This window comes from uncultured Polaribacter sp. (assembly GCF_947500975.1).
In the GTDB taxonomy this organism is placed as follows: Bacteria; Bacteroidota; Bacteroidia; order Flavobacteriales; family Flavobacteriaceae; genus Polaribacter.
In genome coordinates this window covers 41644-59521 of the sequence record NZ_CANMUE010000004.1, presented here as the reverse complement: position 1 = coordinate 59521, position 17878 = coordinate 41644, and the positions used below count along the sequence as shown (strand labels likewise).

Annotated in this window: 15 protein-coding genes; 4 read left to right on the top strand and 11 right to left on the bottom strand. The window is 29.3% G+C overall.

The genetic code is table 11. The annotated features are described in order from the left end of the window. Positions 1–109 precede the first annotated feature (109 nt). Entirely contained in the window at positions 110–856 is a 747-nt protein-coding gene (locus Q0733_RS05705; protein WP_298780044.1) for an electron transfer flavoprotein subunit beta/FixA family protein, read from the bottom strand. Between the two features lie 217 nt (positions 857–1073). Between Q0733_RS05705 and Q0733_RS05700 the strand changes: the two genes are divergently transcribed. The 3 genes from Q0733_RS05700 (at position 1074) to Q0733_RS05690 (ending at position 5303) form a co-directional block, all read left to right on the top strand. Next, a complete protein-coding gene (locus Q0733_RS05700; RefSeq protein WP_298780043.1) occupies positions 1074–2051 on the top strand; it encodes a pyruvate dehydrogenase complex E1 component subunit beta in 978 nt (325 codons plus the stop codon). A gap of 152 nt (positions 2052–2203) precedes the next feature. Next, complete coding sequence (locus Q0733_RS05695; RefSeq protein WP_298780041.1) at positions 2204–2737, top strand: inorganic diphosphatase; 534 nt, start codon at positions 2204–2206, stop codon at positions 2735–2737. Between the two features lie 121 nt (positions 2738–2858). Next, the gene (locus tag Q0733_RS05690) at positions 2859–5303 is read left to right on the top strand and encodes a sodium-translocating pyrophosphatase (RefSeq protein WP_298780039.1); all 2445 of its coding nucleotides are present in this window, start codon (positions 2859–2861) and stop codon (positions 5301–5303) included. 125 nt (positions 5304–5428) lie between these two features. Here the strand turns inward: Q0733_RS05690 and Q0733_RS05685 are convergent, their stop codons facing one another. From Q0733_RS05685 to Q0733_RS05655, 7 genes are all read right to left on the bottom strand, one after another. After that, positions 5429–6280 (bottom strand): biotin-dependent carboxyltransferase family protein, encoded by an 852-nt coding sequence (locus Q0733_RS05685; protein ID WP_298780038.1) that lies wholly within the window; start codon positions 6278–6280, stop codon positions 5429–5431. Further along, positions 6277–7002, bottom strand: coding sequence for a 5-oxoprolinase subunit PxpB (pxpB, locus tag Q0733_RS05680; protein ID WP_298780036.1), 726 nt, complete (start codon positions 7000–7002; stop codon positions 6277–6279). Before pxpB ends, Q0733_RS05685 begins: the two co-directional genes overlap by 4 nt. Next, positions 6995–7729 (bottom strand): 5-oxoprolinase subunit PxpA, encoded by a 735-nt coding sequence (gene pxpA, locus Q0733_RS05675; protein ID WP_298780033.1) that lies wholly within the window; start codon positions 7727–7729, stop codon positions 6995–6997. Before pxpA ends, pxpB begins: the two co-directional genes overlap by 8 nt. Before the next feature lie 3 nt (positions 7730–7732). Beyond that, entirely contained in the window at positions 7733–8959 is a 1227-nt protein-coding gene (locus tag Q0733_RS05670; RefSeq protein ID WP_298780031.1) for an Nramp family divalent metal transporter, read from the bottom strand. Further along, positions 8952–10052 carry a DUF2891 domain-containing protein gene (locus Q0733_RS05665; RefSeq protein WP_298780029.1) on the bottom strand — a complete coding sequence of 367 codons (1101 nt, stop codon included), beginning with the start codon at positions 10050–10052 and terminating at the stop codon, positions 8952–8954. The genes Q0733_RS05670 and Q0733_RS05665 overlap by 8 nt, the downstream gene beginning before the upstream one ends. Before the next feature lie 92 nt (positions 10053–10144). After that, the gene (gene pckA, locus Q0733_RS05660; RefSeq protein WP_298780026.1) at positions 10145–11755 is read right to left on the bottom strand and encodes a phosphoenolpyruvate carboxykinase (ATP); all 1611 of its coding nucleotides are present in this window, start codon (positions 11753–11755) and stop codon (positions 10145–10147) included. 88 nt (positions 11756–11843) lie between these two features. Further along, positions 11844–12221 carry a DUF423 domain-containing protein gene (locus Q0733_RS05655; RefSeq protein ID WP_298780024.1) on the bottom strand — a complete coding sequence of 126 codons (378 nt, stop codon included), beginning with the start codon at positions 12219–12221 and terminating at the stop codon, positions 11844–11846. 71 nt (positions 12222–12292) lie between these two features. Between Q0733_RS05655 and Q0733_RS05650 the strand changes: the two genes are divergently transcribed. Continuing rightward, positions 12293–13663, top strand: a complete 1371-nt coding sequence (locus Q0733_RS05650) for a saccharopine dehydrogenase family protein (RefSeq protein ID WP_298780021.1) — start codon at positions 12293–12295, stop codon at positions 13661–13663. On the opposite strand, the gene Q0733_RS05645 is transcribed toward Q0733_RS05650, so the two are convergent. The 3 genes from Q0733_RS05645 to Q0733_RS05635 all read right to left on the bottom strand — a co-directional run bounded on the left by Q0733_RS05645 (position 13664) and on the right by Q0733_RS05635 (position 17871). Continuing rightward, positions 13664–14386 carry a methyltransferase gene (locus tag Q0733_RS05645; RefSeq protein WP_298780018.1) on the bottom strand — a complete coding sequence of 241 codons (723 nt, stop codon included), beginning with the start codon at positions 14384–14386 and terminating at the stop codon, positions 13664–13666. A gap of 180 nt (positions 14387–14566) precedes the next feature. Beyond that, the gene (locus tag Q0733_RS05640) at positions 14567–16957 is read right to left on the bottom strand and encodes a zinc-dependent metalloprotease (protein WP_298780015.1); all 2391 of its coding nucleotides are present in this window, start codon (positions 16955–16957) and stop codon (positions 14567–14569) included. A gap of 92 nt (positions 16958–17049) precedes the next feature. Beyond that, positions 17050–17871: a hypothetical protein gene (locus tag Q0733_RS05635; RefSeq protein ID WP_298780012.1), complete on the bottom strand. Its 822-nt coding sequence runs from the start codon at positions 17869–17871 to the stop codon at positions 17050–17052. Positions 17872–17878: the final 7 nt, after the last annotated feature.

Sequence of the window (17878 nt, the reverse complement as noted above, 5' to 3'; positions counted from 1 at the left end):
AACTGTTATAAAAATGTTCTTTAACAGTTAAATGAAAAACAATTACACGTTTATATTTTATTTTGATGAAAACTTTTAAACGAAAAAACGTTTAAATATTTACATATATTTAAATCACTTTAGCTTCATTATGTAACAAGCTAATTAGCTCATCTACATTATCTGCATCTACTAATTTAACAGCTCCTTTTGGTGCTGGTTTTTCAAAAGATTGTATTGAAGTTGCATTTTCTACAGCAATAGGTTCAACTACATTTAAAGGTTTTTTACGAGCCATCATAATACCTCTCATGTTTGGTATGCGTAAATCTTTTTCCTCTACAATTCCTTTTTGACCTGCAACAACTAAAGGTAAAGAAGTACTTAAAGTTTCGTTTCCACCATCAATTTCTCTAGATAAAGTAGCAGAAGTTCCATCAACTTCCATCCCAATACAACCATTTACAAAATTGAAGTCTAATAATGAAGCTAACATTCCAGGAACCATTCCTCCATTATAATCAATCGATTCTCTTCCGGCTAATACTAAATCATAACCTCCATTTTTTACAACATCCGCTAATTGTTTTGCAACTGACAAACCATCAACCGCATCCATATTAACACGAATTGCATCATCAGCTCCAATAGCTAAAGCTTTTCTTAATGTTGGTTCTGTTGATGAATTTCCAACATTTACAACAGTTACAGAAGCTCCTTGCTTCTCTTTAAACCACATTGCTCTTGTAAGACTAAACTCATCATAAGGGTTTATTACAAATTGTACTCCATTTGTATCAAACTTAGTATCATTATCTGTAAAATTAATTTTTGATGTAGTATCTGGTACATGACTAATACAAACCAATATTTTCATAAATTCTAATTTTTAATCATTTTCTTAATCACAAAATTACGGCTTTTTTTTTGAAAATACTATGCGTGCATAATAAATTTTTATAGATTTTAACATTCTCGAAATCGATTGAGTGAAAATTACATGATAAATACGTTAGTTTCTAAACTTGAAATAAAAAAATGACAATTAATTTATTACTTTTGTCTTTAAATAATTTTTACAACTAAAAACTTAAATGAAAACAGTTCAATTCAGAGAAGCTATTTGCGAAGCAATGAGTGAAGAAATGCGCAGAGATGAAAGCATTTATTTAATGGGTGAAGAAGTTGCCGAATATAATGGAGCTTACAAAGCTAGTAAAGGAATGTTAGACGAGTTTGGTGCAAAAAGAGTTATAGACACTCCAATTGCAGAACTTGGTTTTGCAGGTGTTGCAATCGGGTCTGCCATGAATGGTAATAGACCAATTGTAGAATACATGACCTTTAACTTTTCTTTGGTTGGTATTGATCAAATTATAAATAATGCCGCAAAAATCAGACAAATGTCTGGTGGTCAATTCAATTGCCCAATTGTATTTAGAGGTCCAACAGCTTCAGCTGGTCAATTAGGTGCAACACATTCACAGGCATTTGAAAACTGGTTTGCAAATACACCAGGTTTAAAAGTAATTGTACCTTCTAACCCATATGATGCAAAAGGATTATTAAAAGCTGCAATTAGAGATGATGATCCAGTTATTTTTATGGAATCTGAACAAATGTATGGTGATAAAATGGAAATTCCGGAAGGTGAATACATTATACCAATTGGTGTTGCAGAAACGAAAAGAGAAGGAACAGATGTAACTATTGTTTCTTTTGGTAAAATTATTAAAGAAGCTTATAAAGCTGCTGAAGAATTAGCAAAAGAAAATATTTCTGTAGAAATTATCGATTTAAGAACAGTTCGTCCAATGGATCATGATGCTATTTTAAAATCAGTAAAGAAAACAAATAGATTAATTATTTTAGAAGAAGCATGGCCATTTGCTAGTGTATCTACTGAAATTACTTATAGAGTTCAAGATGAAGCATTTGATTATTTAGATGCACCAATTAAAAGAATTACTACTGCAGATACACCTGCGCCTTATTCACCAGTATTGTTAGAAAAATGGATTCCAAATTCTAACGATGTAGTAAAAGCAGTAAAAGAAGTTATGTACTTATAAAAGTATACTTATCATATTATAAAACCCTTTTCCAATGGAAAAGGGTTTTTTGTTTTAAATACCGAAAACCATTAAGTAAATTTTAGCCTAAAATCAAAAATAAACCTCATATATTCACTATTTTTGAACAATATTATTTTAAATAAAAAACAATGAGTAAAGAACAAAAGAAGCCGATAACATTTGATGTACTAATAGAAATACCTAAAGGAAGTAGAAACAAATATGAATATGATTTTACATTAAATAAAATTAGATTTGATAGAATGTTATTTTCCTCTATGATGTATCCTGGTGATTATGGATTTATTCCTGAAACTTTGGCATTAGACTCAGATCCTTTAGATATATTAGTATTAGGACATCAACCAACATACCCAATGGTTGTTATGGAAGTTAGACCAATTGGTGTTTTTTATATGACGGATGAAAAAGGACCTGATGAAAAAATAATTTGTGTTCCTGTATCAGATCCTATTTGGAATAACAAAACTGATATTTCTGATTTAAATCCTCATAGATTAAAAGAAATAGAACATTTCTTTAAAGTTTATAAAGACTTAGAAAAGAAAAAAGTTGATACAGGTGGTTGGGGTAATGCAGAAGAAGCAATTAAAATATACCATGAATGTGTAAAACGTTATGATAATAGTGAACACAAGAAAAAAAGAACCTTCACTATATAATTATCATATCCTTAAAATATCGCTAAAAATTTAAACCATCTTTAATTTAAGGTGGTTTTTTTTATCAATTTGGTTTTTATACTTTTGTTTCCGTTATAAACTAATCAAATTATAAATATTTATGGAATCAATAATGATTTACATGCCAATTGCCATGGCAGTTTTAGGCTTAATCTATATGTGGGTTAAGAAATCTTGGGTTATGAAACAAGATGCAGGAAATGGTAAAATGAAAGAAATTTCTGATTACATCTACGAAGGCGCATTAGCTTTTTTAAGTGCCGAGTATAAACTACTCACTATTTTTGTTGTTATAGTAAGTATTGCTTTGGCAGTGGTATCTTTTATAGTGCCAACAACAGACATCCTTATTGTAGTCGCTTTTATTTTTGGAGCTGTTTTTTCTGCTTATGCAGGAAATATTGGAATGAAAATAGCAACTAAAACAAATGTTAGAACAACTCAAGCGGCAAGAACAAGTTTACCAAATGCTTTAAAAGTATCTTTTGGAGGAGGAACAGTAATGGGGCTTGGAGTTGCTGGTTTGGCTGTTTTAGGCTTAACTATTTTTTTTATCATTTTTTACAACTATTTTATGAATGGCGCATCAGGAACTTTTTCTGTTGATAAAATGACAATTGTTCTAGAAACCTTAGCAGGGTTTTCTTTAGGTGCAGAATCTATTGCTTTATTTGCTAGAGTTGGAGGAGGAATCTATACAAAAGCTGCCGATGTTGGTGCTGATTTAGTGGGTAAGGTTGAAGCAGGAATTCCTGAAGATGATCCTAGAAATCCTGCTACAATTGCAGATAATGTGGGTGATAATGTAGGTGATGTAGCAGGTATGGGAGCAGATTTATTTGGTTCTTACGTAGCAACAGTTTTAGCCGCAATGGTTTTAGGAAACTATGTGATAAAAGATATGGGAGGAAGTATTTCTGACGCTTTTGGTGGTATTGGCCCAATCTTATTACCAATGTCAATAGCCGGTGTAGGAATCATTATTTCTATCATAGGTACAATGTTGGTAAAAATTAAAAGTAACGATGCTAAAGAAACACAAGTTATGGGTGCTTTAAATCTAGGAAACTGGGTTTCTATTGGTTTAGTAGCTGTAGCATGTTTTGTATTATGTAAATGGATGTTGCCAGAAACTATGCAAATGGAATTCTTTGGTGAAGGTTTACAAGAAATATCTTCTATGAGAGTTTTTTATGCAACTTTAGTTGGTTTAGTTGTTGGTGCTGTAATATCATCAGTAACTGAATATTATACAGGATTAGGAAAATCTCCAATCTTAAAAATTGTTCAACAATCTTCAACAGGGGCTGGAACAAATATTATTGCTGGTTTAGCTACTGGTATGATTTCTACTTTTCCATCAGTACTATTATTTGCTGGTGCAATTTGGGCTTCTTATGCTTTTGCTGGTTTTTATGGGGTTGCCTTAGCAGCTTCTGCAATGATGGCAACAACTGCTATGCAATTAGCAATTGATGCTTTTGGACCAATTTCTGATAACGCAGGTGGTATTGCAGAAATGAGCGAACAAGAACCAATTGTTAGAGAAAGAACTGATATTTTAGATTCTGTTGGTAATACAACTGCTGCAACTGGTAAAGGTTTTGCAATTGCTTCTGCAGCATTAACATCATTAGCATTATTTGCTGCCTATGTAACATTTACAGGAATTGACGGAATTAACATTTTTAAAGCGCCTGTTTTAGCAATGCTATTTGTTGGTGGAATGGTACCTGTTGTATTTTCTGCCTTAGCAATGAATGCTGTTGGTAAAGCTGCTATGGAAATGGTGCAAGAAGTACGTAGACAATTTAAAGAGATTCCTGGAATTATGGAAGGAACTGGAAAACCTGAATACGATAAATGTGTGGCAATTTCTACACAAGCATCTTTAAAAGAAATGATGTTACCAGGTTTATTAACTATTGGTTTTCCTTTAATTATTGCTTTTGTTCCAATGATTTTTGGAATGAATAATTTAGCAATTGCTGAAATGTTAGGTGGATATATGGCTGGAGTTACTGTTTCTGGTGTTTTATGGGCAATTTTTCAAAATAACGCGGGTGGTGCTTGGGACAATGCTAAGAAATCTTTTGAAGCTGGTGTAGAAATTAATGGTGAAATGACTTACAAAGGTTCTGAAGCTCATAAAGCTGCCGTAACTGGTGATACTGTAGGAGATCCTTTTAAAGATACTTCTGGACCATCAATGAACATTTTAATAAAACTTACTTGTCTAATTGGATTAGTAATTGCTCCTATTTTAGGAGGTCATTCTACTAATAATCATGCAATGAAAAATGAAGTTAAGAAAGAAGTTAGTGTTGAGGTTAAAAGCAATGATTCAGAAATGGCGGTGGCTACAATTACTACTACTAAAACAATAGATGGTAAAACAACTACTAAGGTTCAAGAAATTGAAGGTACAATTGCAGAAATTGAAAAGAAAGCTAATGAAGCAGGAGAAATTGTTTCTGTAAATATTGAAAAATCTGACGAAAAAGTAACCCAAGAAATAAAAGTTATTGTTGAGAAGAAAGAATAACTCTTATAAATATTATTTCATAAAACAAGTATCCATTTTTGGATGCTTGTTTTTTTTACGAAATAATCATATAATTTCTTTTCCATAGAATTTAATATTCTTGCTACTAACAAATTTTAGATGTTTTAATGCTTTCCAAAAACAAAAAAAAACTTTTCATTCGTTGTTTTTTGACTTAACTTACTTATAGAATTATTTGTTAATTGTAAAACTCTTGGATAACCACCAGTAACTTGGCAATCTTTCATCAAAACAATCAATTTACCAGATGGGGTTAATTGTACTGTACCAGGTAAAACCGCAGATGTAAGAATTTGAGGTAAATTATTTTCTATAATTTCAACAAGCCTATACCCCATTCTATTATTATCTATAGAGATAGTAAATAACTGACTTTCTAATTGTTTTTTTTGAGATACATTTAATAAATTAAATTCAGGACCTATATTACATGCTATTTCTTGTGATTGAAAATGTGCATTTTGATTTTTTATTGAAGAGTTTGAAGTTTTTAAATCACTTTTTAAAGAAGAAATTGGTAACATGTCTCCTTTTTTAATAAAAAGCTGATGAGTTACATTAGAATAAAAACTTCTACTATTTAAAACTTTATCTGTTAAAAAACCACCTTTTACAGCCAAGTAACAACGTACTCCTGAGTTTATTTTTCCAAAAGATAATATATCATTTTTAAAAACCTTAATTCTTGAATTCAAATTAATAGACTTGTTGTTTATCTTAGGTGAAAAATTACCTCCAGAAATACAAATAATGGTTTCTGTAAAAAATTCTAATTTACATCCACTAAAAGTAATTTCTAAAACAGCATCATCTAATGTGTTATTTAAAACATTGTTTGCTAAATTTGAAGAAAAAGAATCCATAACACCAGAAACTGGTACGCCAATGGAAGCAAAACCATCTCTACCTCTATCTTGAATAGAAGTAAAAAAACCAGCTTTTATTACTTTAATCATACAATAACTTTTTTAGAAATTATATAATTACTTTTTTCTACTTCTTTTTCTAACGCTATAAATTCTTTTAAAGAAATTTGTTTAAATTTTATTTGATCTCCAGCTTTTGCAAAACAGGGATTTTCTTTTTGAACATCAAAAAAATTGATTGGAGTTAAACCTATAATATTCCAACCTCCAGCAGATTCCGATGGATAAATCCCAGTTTGTTCTCCTCCAATTGCAACAGTACCTTTAGCAACTTTTAATCTAGGATTTGGCTTTCTATTAAAGAATAATTTTGAATCTAACCCACCTAAATATAAAAAACCAGGTAAAAAACCGATAAAGAATACTGTATAGATTTTTTCTGAATGCAATTTTATTATTTCTTGAATTGACAGGTTAGATTTGGTAGAAATTTCTTCTAAATCTACTCCAAATTTAGTATCATAACAAACAGGAATTTCCCAAATAAAATTATCCTTTTTTAAAAATTGGAAATCTATTTTATATATCGATTTTAAATATTCTACTTCATTTAAAAAATTATTAATTTTTTCTTTATATTTAATTGTAAGAGAATTGTAGCCAACTATTAAATCGGTATAAAGATCCGGTTTTTTATTTCTTAATTTTTCTTTGAAAAGCAAAATATCATTTAAAATATTTTTATCGATACTTGCATTCCACTCTATTAAAACAGCTTGTTTCCCAAAAGGTTTATATGTTAGTTTATGCACCAATTTTAACGCATTCTTTTTTTAGTTTTTCTGATAAATATTTTGCAATTTCTACGGCATTTTTTGTATCACCATGAATACAGAAAGTGTCCCCTTGTATTATTTTTTCTATACCAGAAATAGTTTTTACCTTTTTATTTTTTAGCATATAAAAAACATGATTAAAAACTTGGCTTTTATCAATTATTAAAGCATTATTTTCACTTCTAGAAACCAATGTTAAATTATCATTGTAATTTCTATCTGCAAAAACTTCATATTTTATTTTGATATTATTTTTTATAGCAATTTTCTCAATCACAGAATTAAACGGTACATATAAAAAAGTAGTTTTTGAGTATTTTTTTATCGATTTTATAAATACCTCTGCATAACTTTTATCAACAGCAATTAAATTATACAAAGCTCCATGAGGTTTTATATGATGGAGTTTTGCCCCAAAAAAAGATAATCTTTCAACAAATAAATTTAATTGATTTTCAATACTGTCTTGCAATTGTTGAAATGATATATTCATCACCTTTCTTCCAAAATTTTCTTTATCTGGAAATGAAGGATGCGCCCCAATTAAAACATTGTTTTTTATTGCTAATCTAACAGTTTCATCTATTGTTTTAGCAGTTCCAAAATGACCTCCACAAGCAATATTACAAGAAGAAATATAAGGCATTAGCAAATATTCATTTTCTATACCTTCACCAACATCACAATTAATATCAATTATCATTTTCTAAATCAAATTAAATACTTTTAAAATTCCTTTTATTCCTAAAAAAATGGTGATCATTAAAATTACAAAACCAAAAATATTTTGAGTTTTAGAATTTACAAAATCCCCTAAAAGGGCTTTTTTATTCATAATCCATAATAAAATTCCTGCAATTACTGGCAATAGCATTCCATTTGCAACTTGTGCAAATTTTATTATTTCAATTGGTTTTATTCCAATTGATGAAAATAAAACACCTAAAGACAAAATAAAAATCCAAACAAACCTAAAACGTTTTGATTTTAATCCACCTTTCCATCCTAAACACCCTTTTGCAACATAAGCAGCTGCTAAAGGAGCAGTAATTGCTGACGTAATTCCTGCAGCAAATAACCCCAATGCTAAAAAATATTTAGCAAAATCGCCATATAAAGGTGCTAATCCTTGTGCTAAATCTGCAACATTAGAAATATCTTTATATGGTATTGCTGCAGCAGAAACAATAATTGCCATAGAAACTAATCCTCCTAAAATAATAGAAACTATTGTATCCTTTTTAGCTAATGGTAAATCTTCACTTTTATTCCATCTTTCTTTTACCAAAGAAGCATGTAAAAATAAATTATAAGGCACTACCGTAGTACCGATTAAACCAATAATAGTTAGCAAACTTTTTTCTGGAAACTTTGGAATAAACATCCCTTTTAAAACTTCTATAACATTAGGTTTTGTTACAATTGCAGTAATTATAAATGAAACACTCATAATTAAAACAAGTGTTACGAGTACTTTTTCTAAAAATTTATAATTTCCAATATATAAAAGCACAAATCCAATAACACCAATTAAAAGACTCATTAAATTAATTGATATATCACCAATATTTAAAATTGATTCTCCAAAAACAGTTTCTAAACCTAAAATTCCGCCACTTATATTTGCTGCTTCGTAAGATGCATTGCCAATAACAATTGCCGATAAAATTAATAATGTAATAAACTGTTTTAAAAAAGGAATTTTTATTTCTTCTCTAATAACTTCTGATAATCCTTTCTGTGAAATAATACCTAATCTTGCAGCCATTTCTTGTAAAACAATGGTTGCAATGATAGAAAGTAACATTGCCCACAATAAATTAAACCCAAAATTTACACCTGCCAAAGTACATAATGTTACCGTACCTGGACCTATAAAAGCCGCTGCAACTAAAGTACCTGGACCAATATTTTTAAAAATATTTTTAATCATTATCTATAGAGTTTAAAGCATAAATAGCAAAACTACCTAACCAATGACCTCCTTCATAACTATCTCCAACAATACTTGGTAATGAATAATTAATATGCTGATTTGCAATATTTTTTAAATGATCATACTCTGGCATTCCTTTAATTATTTTATTAATTGCCCAAGCTCTAGAAAAATTTACACCATCTAAATGCACTAATTTTCCATCTGTTCTATCAGAGACTTTACCAACCTCAAAAACGAAATTTTTATCTTTTAGTTCAGGAAGAAAATCTGAAAACCATACACTATATTCTTCTTTAGACAAAATACGTTTCATAATTGCTGCTTCTTGCAAACAAGGTGATAGAAAATCATAGCCACTTGGCTCCCATGATAATGGACAATTTGCGTCTTTTAAATAAAAATATTTTGCTCTTTTTTTTATAAGTTCTTTTAATTTTAAATTTCCAAGTGTAGTTGCATAATCCCAAGCAAAAGTTAATCCAAAAGCGGTATTGGTATGCTCTCCTACCCTAATTGGGTAATTTAATTTTGGTAAAAAAGCCATGTAATTTTCAACAATTAAATTGGTTAACGGTTGTAAATTAGTTTCCAATTCTCTTGCAGTTTCATCATCCCAAGTATGTAGTTCTTCTGCTAATTTTAAAAGCCAAGCCCACCCATAAGTACGCTCGAAAGTTTTGTTATGTTCTCCATAAAAATAGCTGATTTCTTTTGCTATTTTTTCTTTTGTAATATTTGCTAAAAGTTTTTGTTTTATCTCAGATGAGTTTTTTAAACCAGGAAACTGTTTTAATAATGATACCAAACTCCAATGACCATGAACAGAAGAATGCCAATCGAAACAACCATAAAAAGCGGGATGCAATTCTTTTGGTGATTGTAAATCTTCACTACTTCCAATAGTTTGATTTAACCTATTTGGGTATTCAACATTAATACAATTGATAGGTAAACTTGCTAAATTATTAGCTTGTTTTAAATTTAATACCGGAGTTTCAACTTTTTTTATTTGACTTCTGTTTTTCTTAACTGAAGTTTTACAAGCTATTATTGATAAGAGAATAAATGAATAAATAAGTTTTTTCATTCTATTTTTTTTTTAGATTATTTATAAAAATAGTAAAAAGATTCCACAAAAAAAGCATCTAAATTTAGATGCTTTTAAAAAATTATTTTTATTTAAAAAGAATAGCGTTGTGGACCTCCTCTACGTATATCTTCACTAGCAACTTCTTCAAATTGCGTAAAGTTATGTCTAAATGCATTTGATAATTTAAATGCTGTTTTATAATAAGCTTCATCATCATTCCAAGTTGCTCTTGGGCTCAATAATTCTGTTGGAACACCAGGGCAAGTTCTTGGTTGTGCAACGCCAAATACGGAATGAATATGATAATCTTCATATCTGTAGCTACCTAAATCACCATTTAAAACAGCAGAAATCATTGCTCTTGTATATTTTAAAGGCATTCTTCTACCAACGCCATATTGTCCGCCAGACCAACCTGTATTAATTAACCAAACGTTTACACCAGCATCTTTCATTTTTTTACTTAACATCTCTGCATATTTTGTTGGATGCAAAGGCATAAAAGGCGCTCCAAAACAAGCTGAAAAACTTGGTGTTGGCTCATTAACTCCTGCCTCTGTTCCTGCAACTTTTGCTGTATAACCAGATATAAAATGGTATGCTGCTTGGTTAGGTGTTAATTTTGAAATTGGAGGTAAAACCCCAAAAGCATCAGCAGTTAAAAAGAAAATATTTTTTGGGTTTTTCCCTATTGATGGTTTTTGGATATTATCTATATGATAAATTGGATAACTTACTCTTGTATTTTGAGTAATTGAAGTATCAGTAAAATCAACAACACCTTTGTCATCCATTTTTACATTTTCTAAAATTGCACCTTTTTTTATTGCTGCAAAAATTTCTGGCTCCTGTTCTTGCGATAAATTAATCACTTTTGCATAACAACCTCCTTCAAAATTAAAAACGGTGTTTTCGGCTGTCCAACCATGTTCATCATCACCAATTAAACTTCTATTTGGATCTGTAGATAATGTGGTTTTTCCTGTTCCTGAAAGTCCAAAGAAAATTGCTGTATCACCATCTTTACCAACATTTGCAGAGCAATGCATTGGCAAAGTGTTTTTATAAACTGGTAAAATAAAATTTAATGCTGAAAAAATTCCTTTTTTAATTTCACCAGTATAACCAGTTCCACCAATTAAAGCTATTTTTTTTGTAAAATTTAAAATTGCAAAATTATGTTGACGAGTTCCATCTTCATCAGAGACAGCCATAAAACCAGGAGCATTAATAACCGTCCATTCTGGAGAAAAATCTTTTAACTCTTCTGCAGTTGGTCTTAAAAACATATTGTAAGCAAACATATTGCTCCAAGGGTATTCATTTACAACCCTAATATTTAATTTGTAATTTTCATCTGCACAAGCATAACTATCTCTTACAAAAATTTCTTTTTCAGATAAATAATCAACTACTTTGTTGTATAATTTATCAAACTTATCTTCTTCAAAAGGTAAATTTATTTTGCTCCACCAAACTTTATCTTTTGTAATTTCATCTTTTACGATAAATCGATCCATTGGAGAACGCCCTGTAAATTCTCCAGTATTAACAGCAATTGCTCCTAATGAAGATACAATCCCTTGTTCTTTATCAATTGTTTCTTGATGTAATTCGTTAGATGTTAACTGATAACGAACTGTTGCATTTTTGATTCCTAGATTATTTAACGAAATCGATTTCGTATTTGTATCTACCATATCAATATTTTTTTGTTTTTATTAAGTAGCAAAATTAAACAATATTTTAAAGCAGACTTATTTTTGTGAAAGAAATATGAAATTATTATTAATTTTTGATTTTTTTTACAAATAATACAATCATTGAAATCCAACCTATTATAAAAAATAAACCACCTAAAGGTGTAATAAACCAAATAGATTTTGCTGTTATTGTAGTTAATTGAATTACATAAATTGACCCTGAAAAAAATAAAATTCCAAAAAAGAAAAGAAAACTAATGTTTCTTTTTTGTTTTATAGAAAAACCATCATAAGTATTCACAAATAATAAAACAATTACATGATACATTTGGTAACGAACAGCAGTTTCAAAGCTAGAAAGTGCTTCTGATGATAAATTTTCTTTTAATGCATGAGCACCAAAAGCTCCTAAAATAACAGCTGATAATCCTAAAAAACAAATTAAAATTAAATTTTTAAACATTTTTAGTGATTTTTGTTAAATTTTAAACAATTATAGTATCTTCGTCAATACACAAAAATACATTATTCTTCATGAAAAATATATTGATTATTGGCGCAGGAAAATCGAGTTCATTTTTGATTGAATATTTGTTAGAAAAATCTGATATTGAAAATTTATTTTTAACAATTGCAGATATTTCTACTGTTAATTCTTTAAAATTAATTAATAATCATAGAAATGCAAAAGCTATTATTTTAGATGTTTTTAATAAAGAAGTGAGAGAAGAAAATATAAAAAATTCTGACATTGTTATTTCAATGTTACCCCCTCGTTTTCATATACAAATTGCTAAAGATTGTATTACTTTTAATAAGCATTTAGTTACCGCTTCTTACATTACAAAAGAAATGAAAGAGCTAGATAAAGCTGCAAAAGAAAAAGGATTAATTTTTATGAATGAAATTGGTTTAGACCCTGGTTTAGACCACATGAGTGCGATGCAAATTATTGATAAAATTAGAAATACCGGAGCAAAAATGTTGCTTTTTGAATCTTTTTGTGGTGGAATTGTAGCTCCTGAAAGTGATACTAATTTATGGAATTATAAATTTACATGGAATCCTAGAAATGTTGTTTTAGCAGGGCAAGGAGGTGCTGCAATGTTTATTCAAGAAGGTACTTATAAATACATCCCTTATCATAAATTATTTAAAAGAACTGAGTTTTTAAACATCAACGGATATGGAAAATTTGAAGCATACGCAAACAGAGATTCTTTAAAGTATAGAAGTGTTTATGGCTTAGATAATATACCAACAATGTATAGAGGAACTATAAGAAAAGTTGGTTTTTCTAGAGCCTGGAATATTTTTGTACAATTAGGAATGACTGACGATTCTTATACTATTGAAGGTTCTGAAAACATGAGCTATCGAGATTTTGTAAACCTTTTCTTAGCTTATTCTCCATCAGATTCTGTTGAATTAAAATTACGATCTTATTTAAAAATTGATCAGGATGATATTATGTGGGAAAAATTAATTGAGTTAGACATTTTTAATCCAAAGAAAAAAATTGGATTAAAAAAAGCTACTCCTGCACAAATGCTACAAAAAATACTTGAAGACTCATGGACATTGCAACAAAATGATAAAGATATGATTGTAATGCAGCACCTTTTTGGCTATGAAATAAATGGAAAAAAACAACAAATTGAAAGTAGTTTGGTTGTTTTGGGAGAAAACCAAACTTATACAGCTATGGCAAAAACAGTTGGCTTGCCAGTGGCAATTGCAGCATTAAAAATTTTAAAAGGAGAAATTAAAACACCAGGTGTTCAACTTCCAATTACGAAAGAAGTATACGAACCTATTTTAAAAGAGTTAGAAAACTATGGTATTAAATTTACCGAAAGAGAAACATCTTATTTGGGGTACAATCCAAACAATGTAATTGGTTAATTACATTTTTAAATAGAAGTCTTTTGTTAAATTAATATACGCTTCTGTATATTGATGACGCTCAATTTCTATAATTAAACTTTCTTCTTTTAATTCAATTTTATTAAAAGAAAACTCCATTAAGCTTCTTTTTACTTCGGATTTTTCATTTCCTTTTACTCTGCAAACTCTATTTAAAAACAAGTTATTTTCTTTGGCTAAAGAGATAAAATTTTCTTCTTCTTTAAAAGGAATTACAACAGAGAAATTTCCGCTTTCTGATAAAATTTTTACAACTCCAGAAATTAATTCTTCAAAAGATAAAGAACTAGTAAATCGGGCTTTATTTCTAGAATCATCATTAGTTTCATACATATCAGTATAAAATGGTGGGTTTGAAATTATTAAATCATAGGTTTCTTCTTCTTCAGAAATTTCTTCTGCAAATTCTTGAAAAGTTGAGTTGTAACAATACAATCTATCTCCCCAATCAGAATTTTCAAAATTTTCTACAGTTTGTTCGTAAGCATTTATATCAACCTCAACAGCATCAATAGTCATCGCATCGCATCTTTGAGTTAACATTAAAGAAATAACTCCTGTACCGGCACCAATATCTAAAATAGAATCTGGATAAGCATCAATAGAACACCAAGCACCTAACAAAACTGCATCTGTACCAATTTTCATGGCTGTTTTATCTTGATTAACAATAAATTCTTTAAAAATAAATGGTTTGGACATTATTAATATTTTATAAACTAAAACAAGTTTCTATTTTTTACTATAATCTAAATATTAAAGTAAAGTTTATCTTATTTCTTCATTTTAAACGAAGGTAAGAATTTTGAGTATTTTGATTGAAAAACATCAAAGATTAAAAAAAGCCTCGCAAATGCAAGACTTTTTATTAAAAATATAATTTTAATCTAAAATATCATCAATACTTTCAATAATATCTTGTAAGTGATACCTTGTAATCATATTAGATGCGGAAGACAAAGCTTTTTTAGCATCTTTTTTTATTATTTTTAGTTCTCCTTTTACAATTGGCTTTAGATCAAAAGAGTTAGATTCTTCTATTATTTTTTTTAATTTATTTATATAAACTCTCTGTAAATTTCTTCTATAAGCATTAATTGGTTTTTTAGAATATAATTCTGACCAAATTCCTTTTCTTAAATCAGAAACCATAGACAAAACTGTATAGGCTTTAGAACCATTTAAAATTTCATTTTCAATCATTCTACCTATTCTACTTTTATCTAAAAGCTTACCTAATATCGCTTCTTGAGATTTTGTGAAATTTTTAAAAAAACCAAAACTATTATTTACACTCCCTAATCTATTAATAATATTTTCATTAATTATCCAGGTTGGTGTTGTAAACACTTCTTTATTAAAAAAGTTTATGGCTTCCTTTTGATTTTCTTTAGATACATGTGTATAAATTGCCCCGTTTTGATCTGATGTTTTTAAATTCTCATAAACACCTCCAACAAGAGTTAAAACATGATTTTGGTAATTTTGAAATTGTATTAAAAGGTAAGAATACATCCCATTTAATTGAAAATAATCCTCTCCCTTTTCACTAGTCCATTTTATTAAGTTTGGCACAATGCGTTTTAAGTTTGCAATTCCGTACCTACTTGCTTTTATAGGATCATCTCCTAAATCTTCTGTTTGAGAACTTGGATCTATAAAATTTTGTTTTCCGAAACGATATAATGGATCTCCAGCATGTTTTAAAATCCAGCTATCTAAAATAAGTTTTTCTTCTTTTGCTACTTTATCTAAAATAGGCCTATACCCCCAATTAACTGCATATTTATCATATATTCCTATTTTTGGATAAATAGAAACTCCTTTATCATTTGGCTGAGCAATATAATTAAAACGAGCATAGTCCATAATTGAAGGTGATATACCAAATTTTTTTGTAAATGTAGCGGAGCGTAAAGAGTCTACTGGATACGCTGAGCTACTACCCATGTTATGTGATAAACCTATTGTATGACCTACTTCATGTGAAGACACAAACCTAATTAACTCACCCATAACCTCATTTTTAAACTGAATTCTTTGGGCCTCTGAATTGATTGCTGATGTTTGAGTTATAAACCATGCTCTTAATAAACTCATTACATTATGATGCCATAAAACCATTCCATTTAATATCTCACCAGAACGTGGGTCACTTATATACGGGCCTTCTGCACCTAAAGTTTTTGAAGCTATATAACGAATTACAGAATAACGAATATCTTCAGGAGTATATTCTGGATCTTCTTCTTTTGTTGGTGCTCTTTTTGCTATAATTGCATTTTTAAAACCAGCTTGTTCAAAAGCAACTTGCCAATCATTTACACCTTCTATAATATAAGGTATCCATTTTTCTGGTGTTGCTCTATCTATATAATAAACAATTTGTTTTTTTGGTTCTACTAATTCTCCTCTTTTAAACTTTTCAATATCTTCATCTTTTACCTCTAAACGATATCTATCTATATATTGTAATTTTTTAACCCCCTGAAATTCAGAACCAAAATCAAATTGAGTTCTTTCAAAAAAACCTATTCGTTTATCAAAATAACGTCGTTTCATTGGTACTTTAGGCAATAAAACTATAGAATTACTCATCTCTACAGTTAGAGAACCTAATTCTTTATTAGAAGGTGGTTCTTTGGCGAAATATGTTTTTATATGACGAGACTCTATATTTTTAGGATAACTACTAATTTTATGAATATAAGATCGTTTTTTATCTACCCTAGAAACTTTATATTTTTTCCTTATCCGACTAGGTAAACCAAGTGGTTTTATGTCAGAAGAAAATAATGAAGTAACATCTATTACTATTGATTTATTGTCCTCCCCAAAAGCTTTAATAGGAAAAGACATAAATATAGGGTCTAAATTAGAGTTAACTACCGCTTCGTGTATAGGTAAAGTACTATCTGCTGTAGCGTTGTAAGAAATTACTTTTAAAAATAGCACTTCTTTTCTTCTTTCCCAACGTAAAACTTGCTGTTCTTTTGATAATAATCCTCCATGACTATATTGGGCTTCAGAATTATTTTGAATTTTAGCAACTCTTGTTACCAACAACATATCTCTTTTTAAAAGAGAATCTGGGATTTCAAAAAGATATGTATCATCTTTTGAATGAACTTTAAACAAACCTTCATCTGTTTTATACTCTTTTGTTACAACTTTTTCATAAGACTGAACAACACTCTTTTTAGCTTGCGCACTCACTTCTACAGATAAAATAAACATTATCAAAAGTAGATACAAAAATGTTTTTTTTGTCATTACATTATAATTTAGTGTTCTATTAAAAATATACCCTAAAGAAGATTTTTCTTCTTTAGGGTATTATAAAATTTTATAAATTTTAAATAAACTTATTGCTTAATTAAAACCATGTCACGGAATGTATTAACATCAAAACCTGTAAAAAGTGGTCTTCTAAACTGAAAGCTGATGTTACCTGTTACTGGATCTACTGACCCACTACCAGAAATACAATACCAAGCACATGCACTAGGGTATGCATCTCTAATTTCTCCTCCAGTAATAGTCACTTCATTACAGATATCTGAAATATAAAATGCTCTATACTGTCCGCCTACAAAAGATAGAGGTAAAAGGTTGTCTTCACTTACTATATACGTATTAGTTCCAGTAGCTGTTACAGTAACTATTCTACCTACCTTTTCATCTATTGGGTTTTCAAAAATATATTCTCCCTCAAGATTTGATGGACAAACTGCTTGTAACGTTATCGTAACTAAATTATCATCAGATATTGTTTGAGATGAAGAAGTAATAGCTAATACAATATCAACTGGGTTATCTATATCTAATGGTATAGTGCTTACTTTTAATATTGCTGATATAGTTCTAGAACCAGCAGGTATCGTAAAATTAGTTTCTGATAATGTAAACTCTAGACCTTCTGTTGCTGTTGAAGTAGAGTCTATTGCTATTGTTACACTAACATCCTCATCTAAAACTTCTCCTCCAGCTCCAACATACCCTATTTCAACTTCATAATCATAAACGTTATCTAAACCATCTTTTAAAAATTCAGCAGTAACTTCTTTTTCAGAAAATCGTGTAATAATTGGGCTTTTACCAAAATCTGTAATAGCGTCTTCTAAACATGATGTTGCAGCTACTGCAAACATTACAAGTAAGATTATTTTATTTATTATTTTTTTCATTTTAATA

Excerpts from the sequence above, each read along its gene's own strand:
- Q0733_RS05650 (WP_298780021.1), top strand. The coding sequence starts at position 12,293 with ATGAAAAATATATTGATTATTGGCGCAGGAAAATCGAGTTCATTTTTG.
- Q0733_RS05645 (WP_298780018.1), bottom strand. The coding sequence starts at position 14,386 with ATGTCCAAACCATTTATTTTTAAAGAATTTATTGTTAATCAAGATAAA.
- Q0733_RS05700 (WP_298780043.1), top strand. The coding sequence starts at position 1,074 with ATGAAAACAGTTCAATTCAGAGAAGCTATTTGCGAAGCAATGAGTGAA.
- Q0733_RS05665 (WP_298780029.1), bottom strand. The coding sequence starts at position 10,052 with ATGAAAAAACTTATTTATTCATTTATTCTCTTATCAATAATAGCTTGT.
- Q0733_RS05640 (WP_298780015.1), bottom strand. The coding sequence starts at position 16,957 with ATGACAAAAAAAACATTTTTGTATCTACTTTTGATAATGTTTATTTTA.
- Q0733_RS05695 (WP_298780041.1), top strand. The coding sequence starts at position 2,204 with ATGAGTAAAGAACAAAAGAAGCCGATAACATTTGATGTACTAATAGAA.
- pxpA (WP_298780033.1), bottom strand. The coding sequence starts at position 7,729 with ATGATAATTGATATTAATTGTGATGTTGGTGAAGGTATAGAAAATGAA.
- Q0733_RS05690 (WP_298780039.1), top strand. The coding sequence starts at position 2,859 with ATGGAATCAATAATGATTTACATGCCAATTGCCATGGCAGTTTTAGGC.
- Q0733_RS05635 (WP_298780012.1), bottom strand. The coding sequence starts at position 17,871 with ATGAAAAAAATAATAAATAAAATAATCTTACTTGTAATGTTTGCAGTA.
- Q0733_RS05670 (WP_298780031.1), bottom strand. The coding sequence starts at position 8,959 with ATGATTAAAAATATTTTTAAAAATATTGGTCCAGGTACTTTAGTTGCA.
- Q0733_RS05655 (WP_298780024.1), bottom strand. The coding sequence starts at position 12,221 with ATGTTTAAAAATTTAATTTTAATTTGTTTTTTAGGATTATCAGCTGTT.
- Q0733_RS05705 (WP_298780044.1), bottom strand. The coding sequence starts at position 856 with ATGAAAATATTGGTTTGTATTAGTCATGTACCAGATACTACATCAAAA.
- pckA (WP_298780026.1), bottom strand. The coding sequence starts at position 11,755 with ATGGTAGATACAAATACGAAATCGATTTCGTTAAATAATCTAGGAATC.
- Q0733_RS05685 (WP_298780038.1), bottom strand. The coding sequence starts at position 6,280 with ATGATTAAAGTAATAAAAGCTGGTTTTTTTACTTCTATTCAAGATAGA.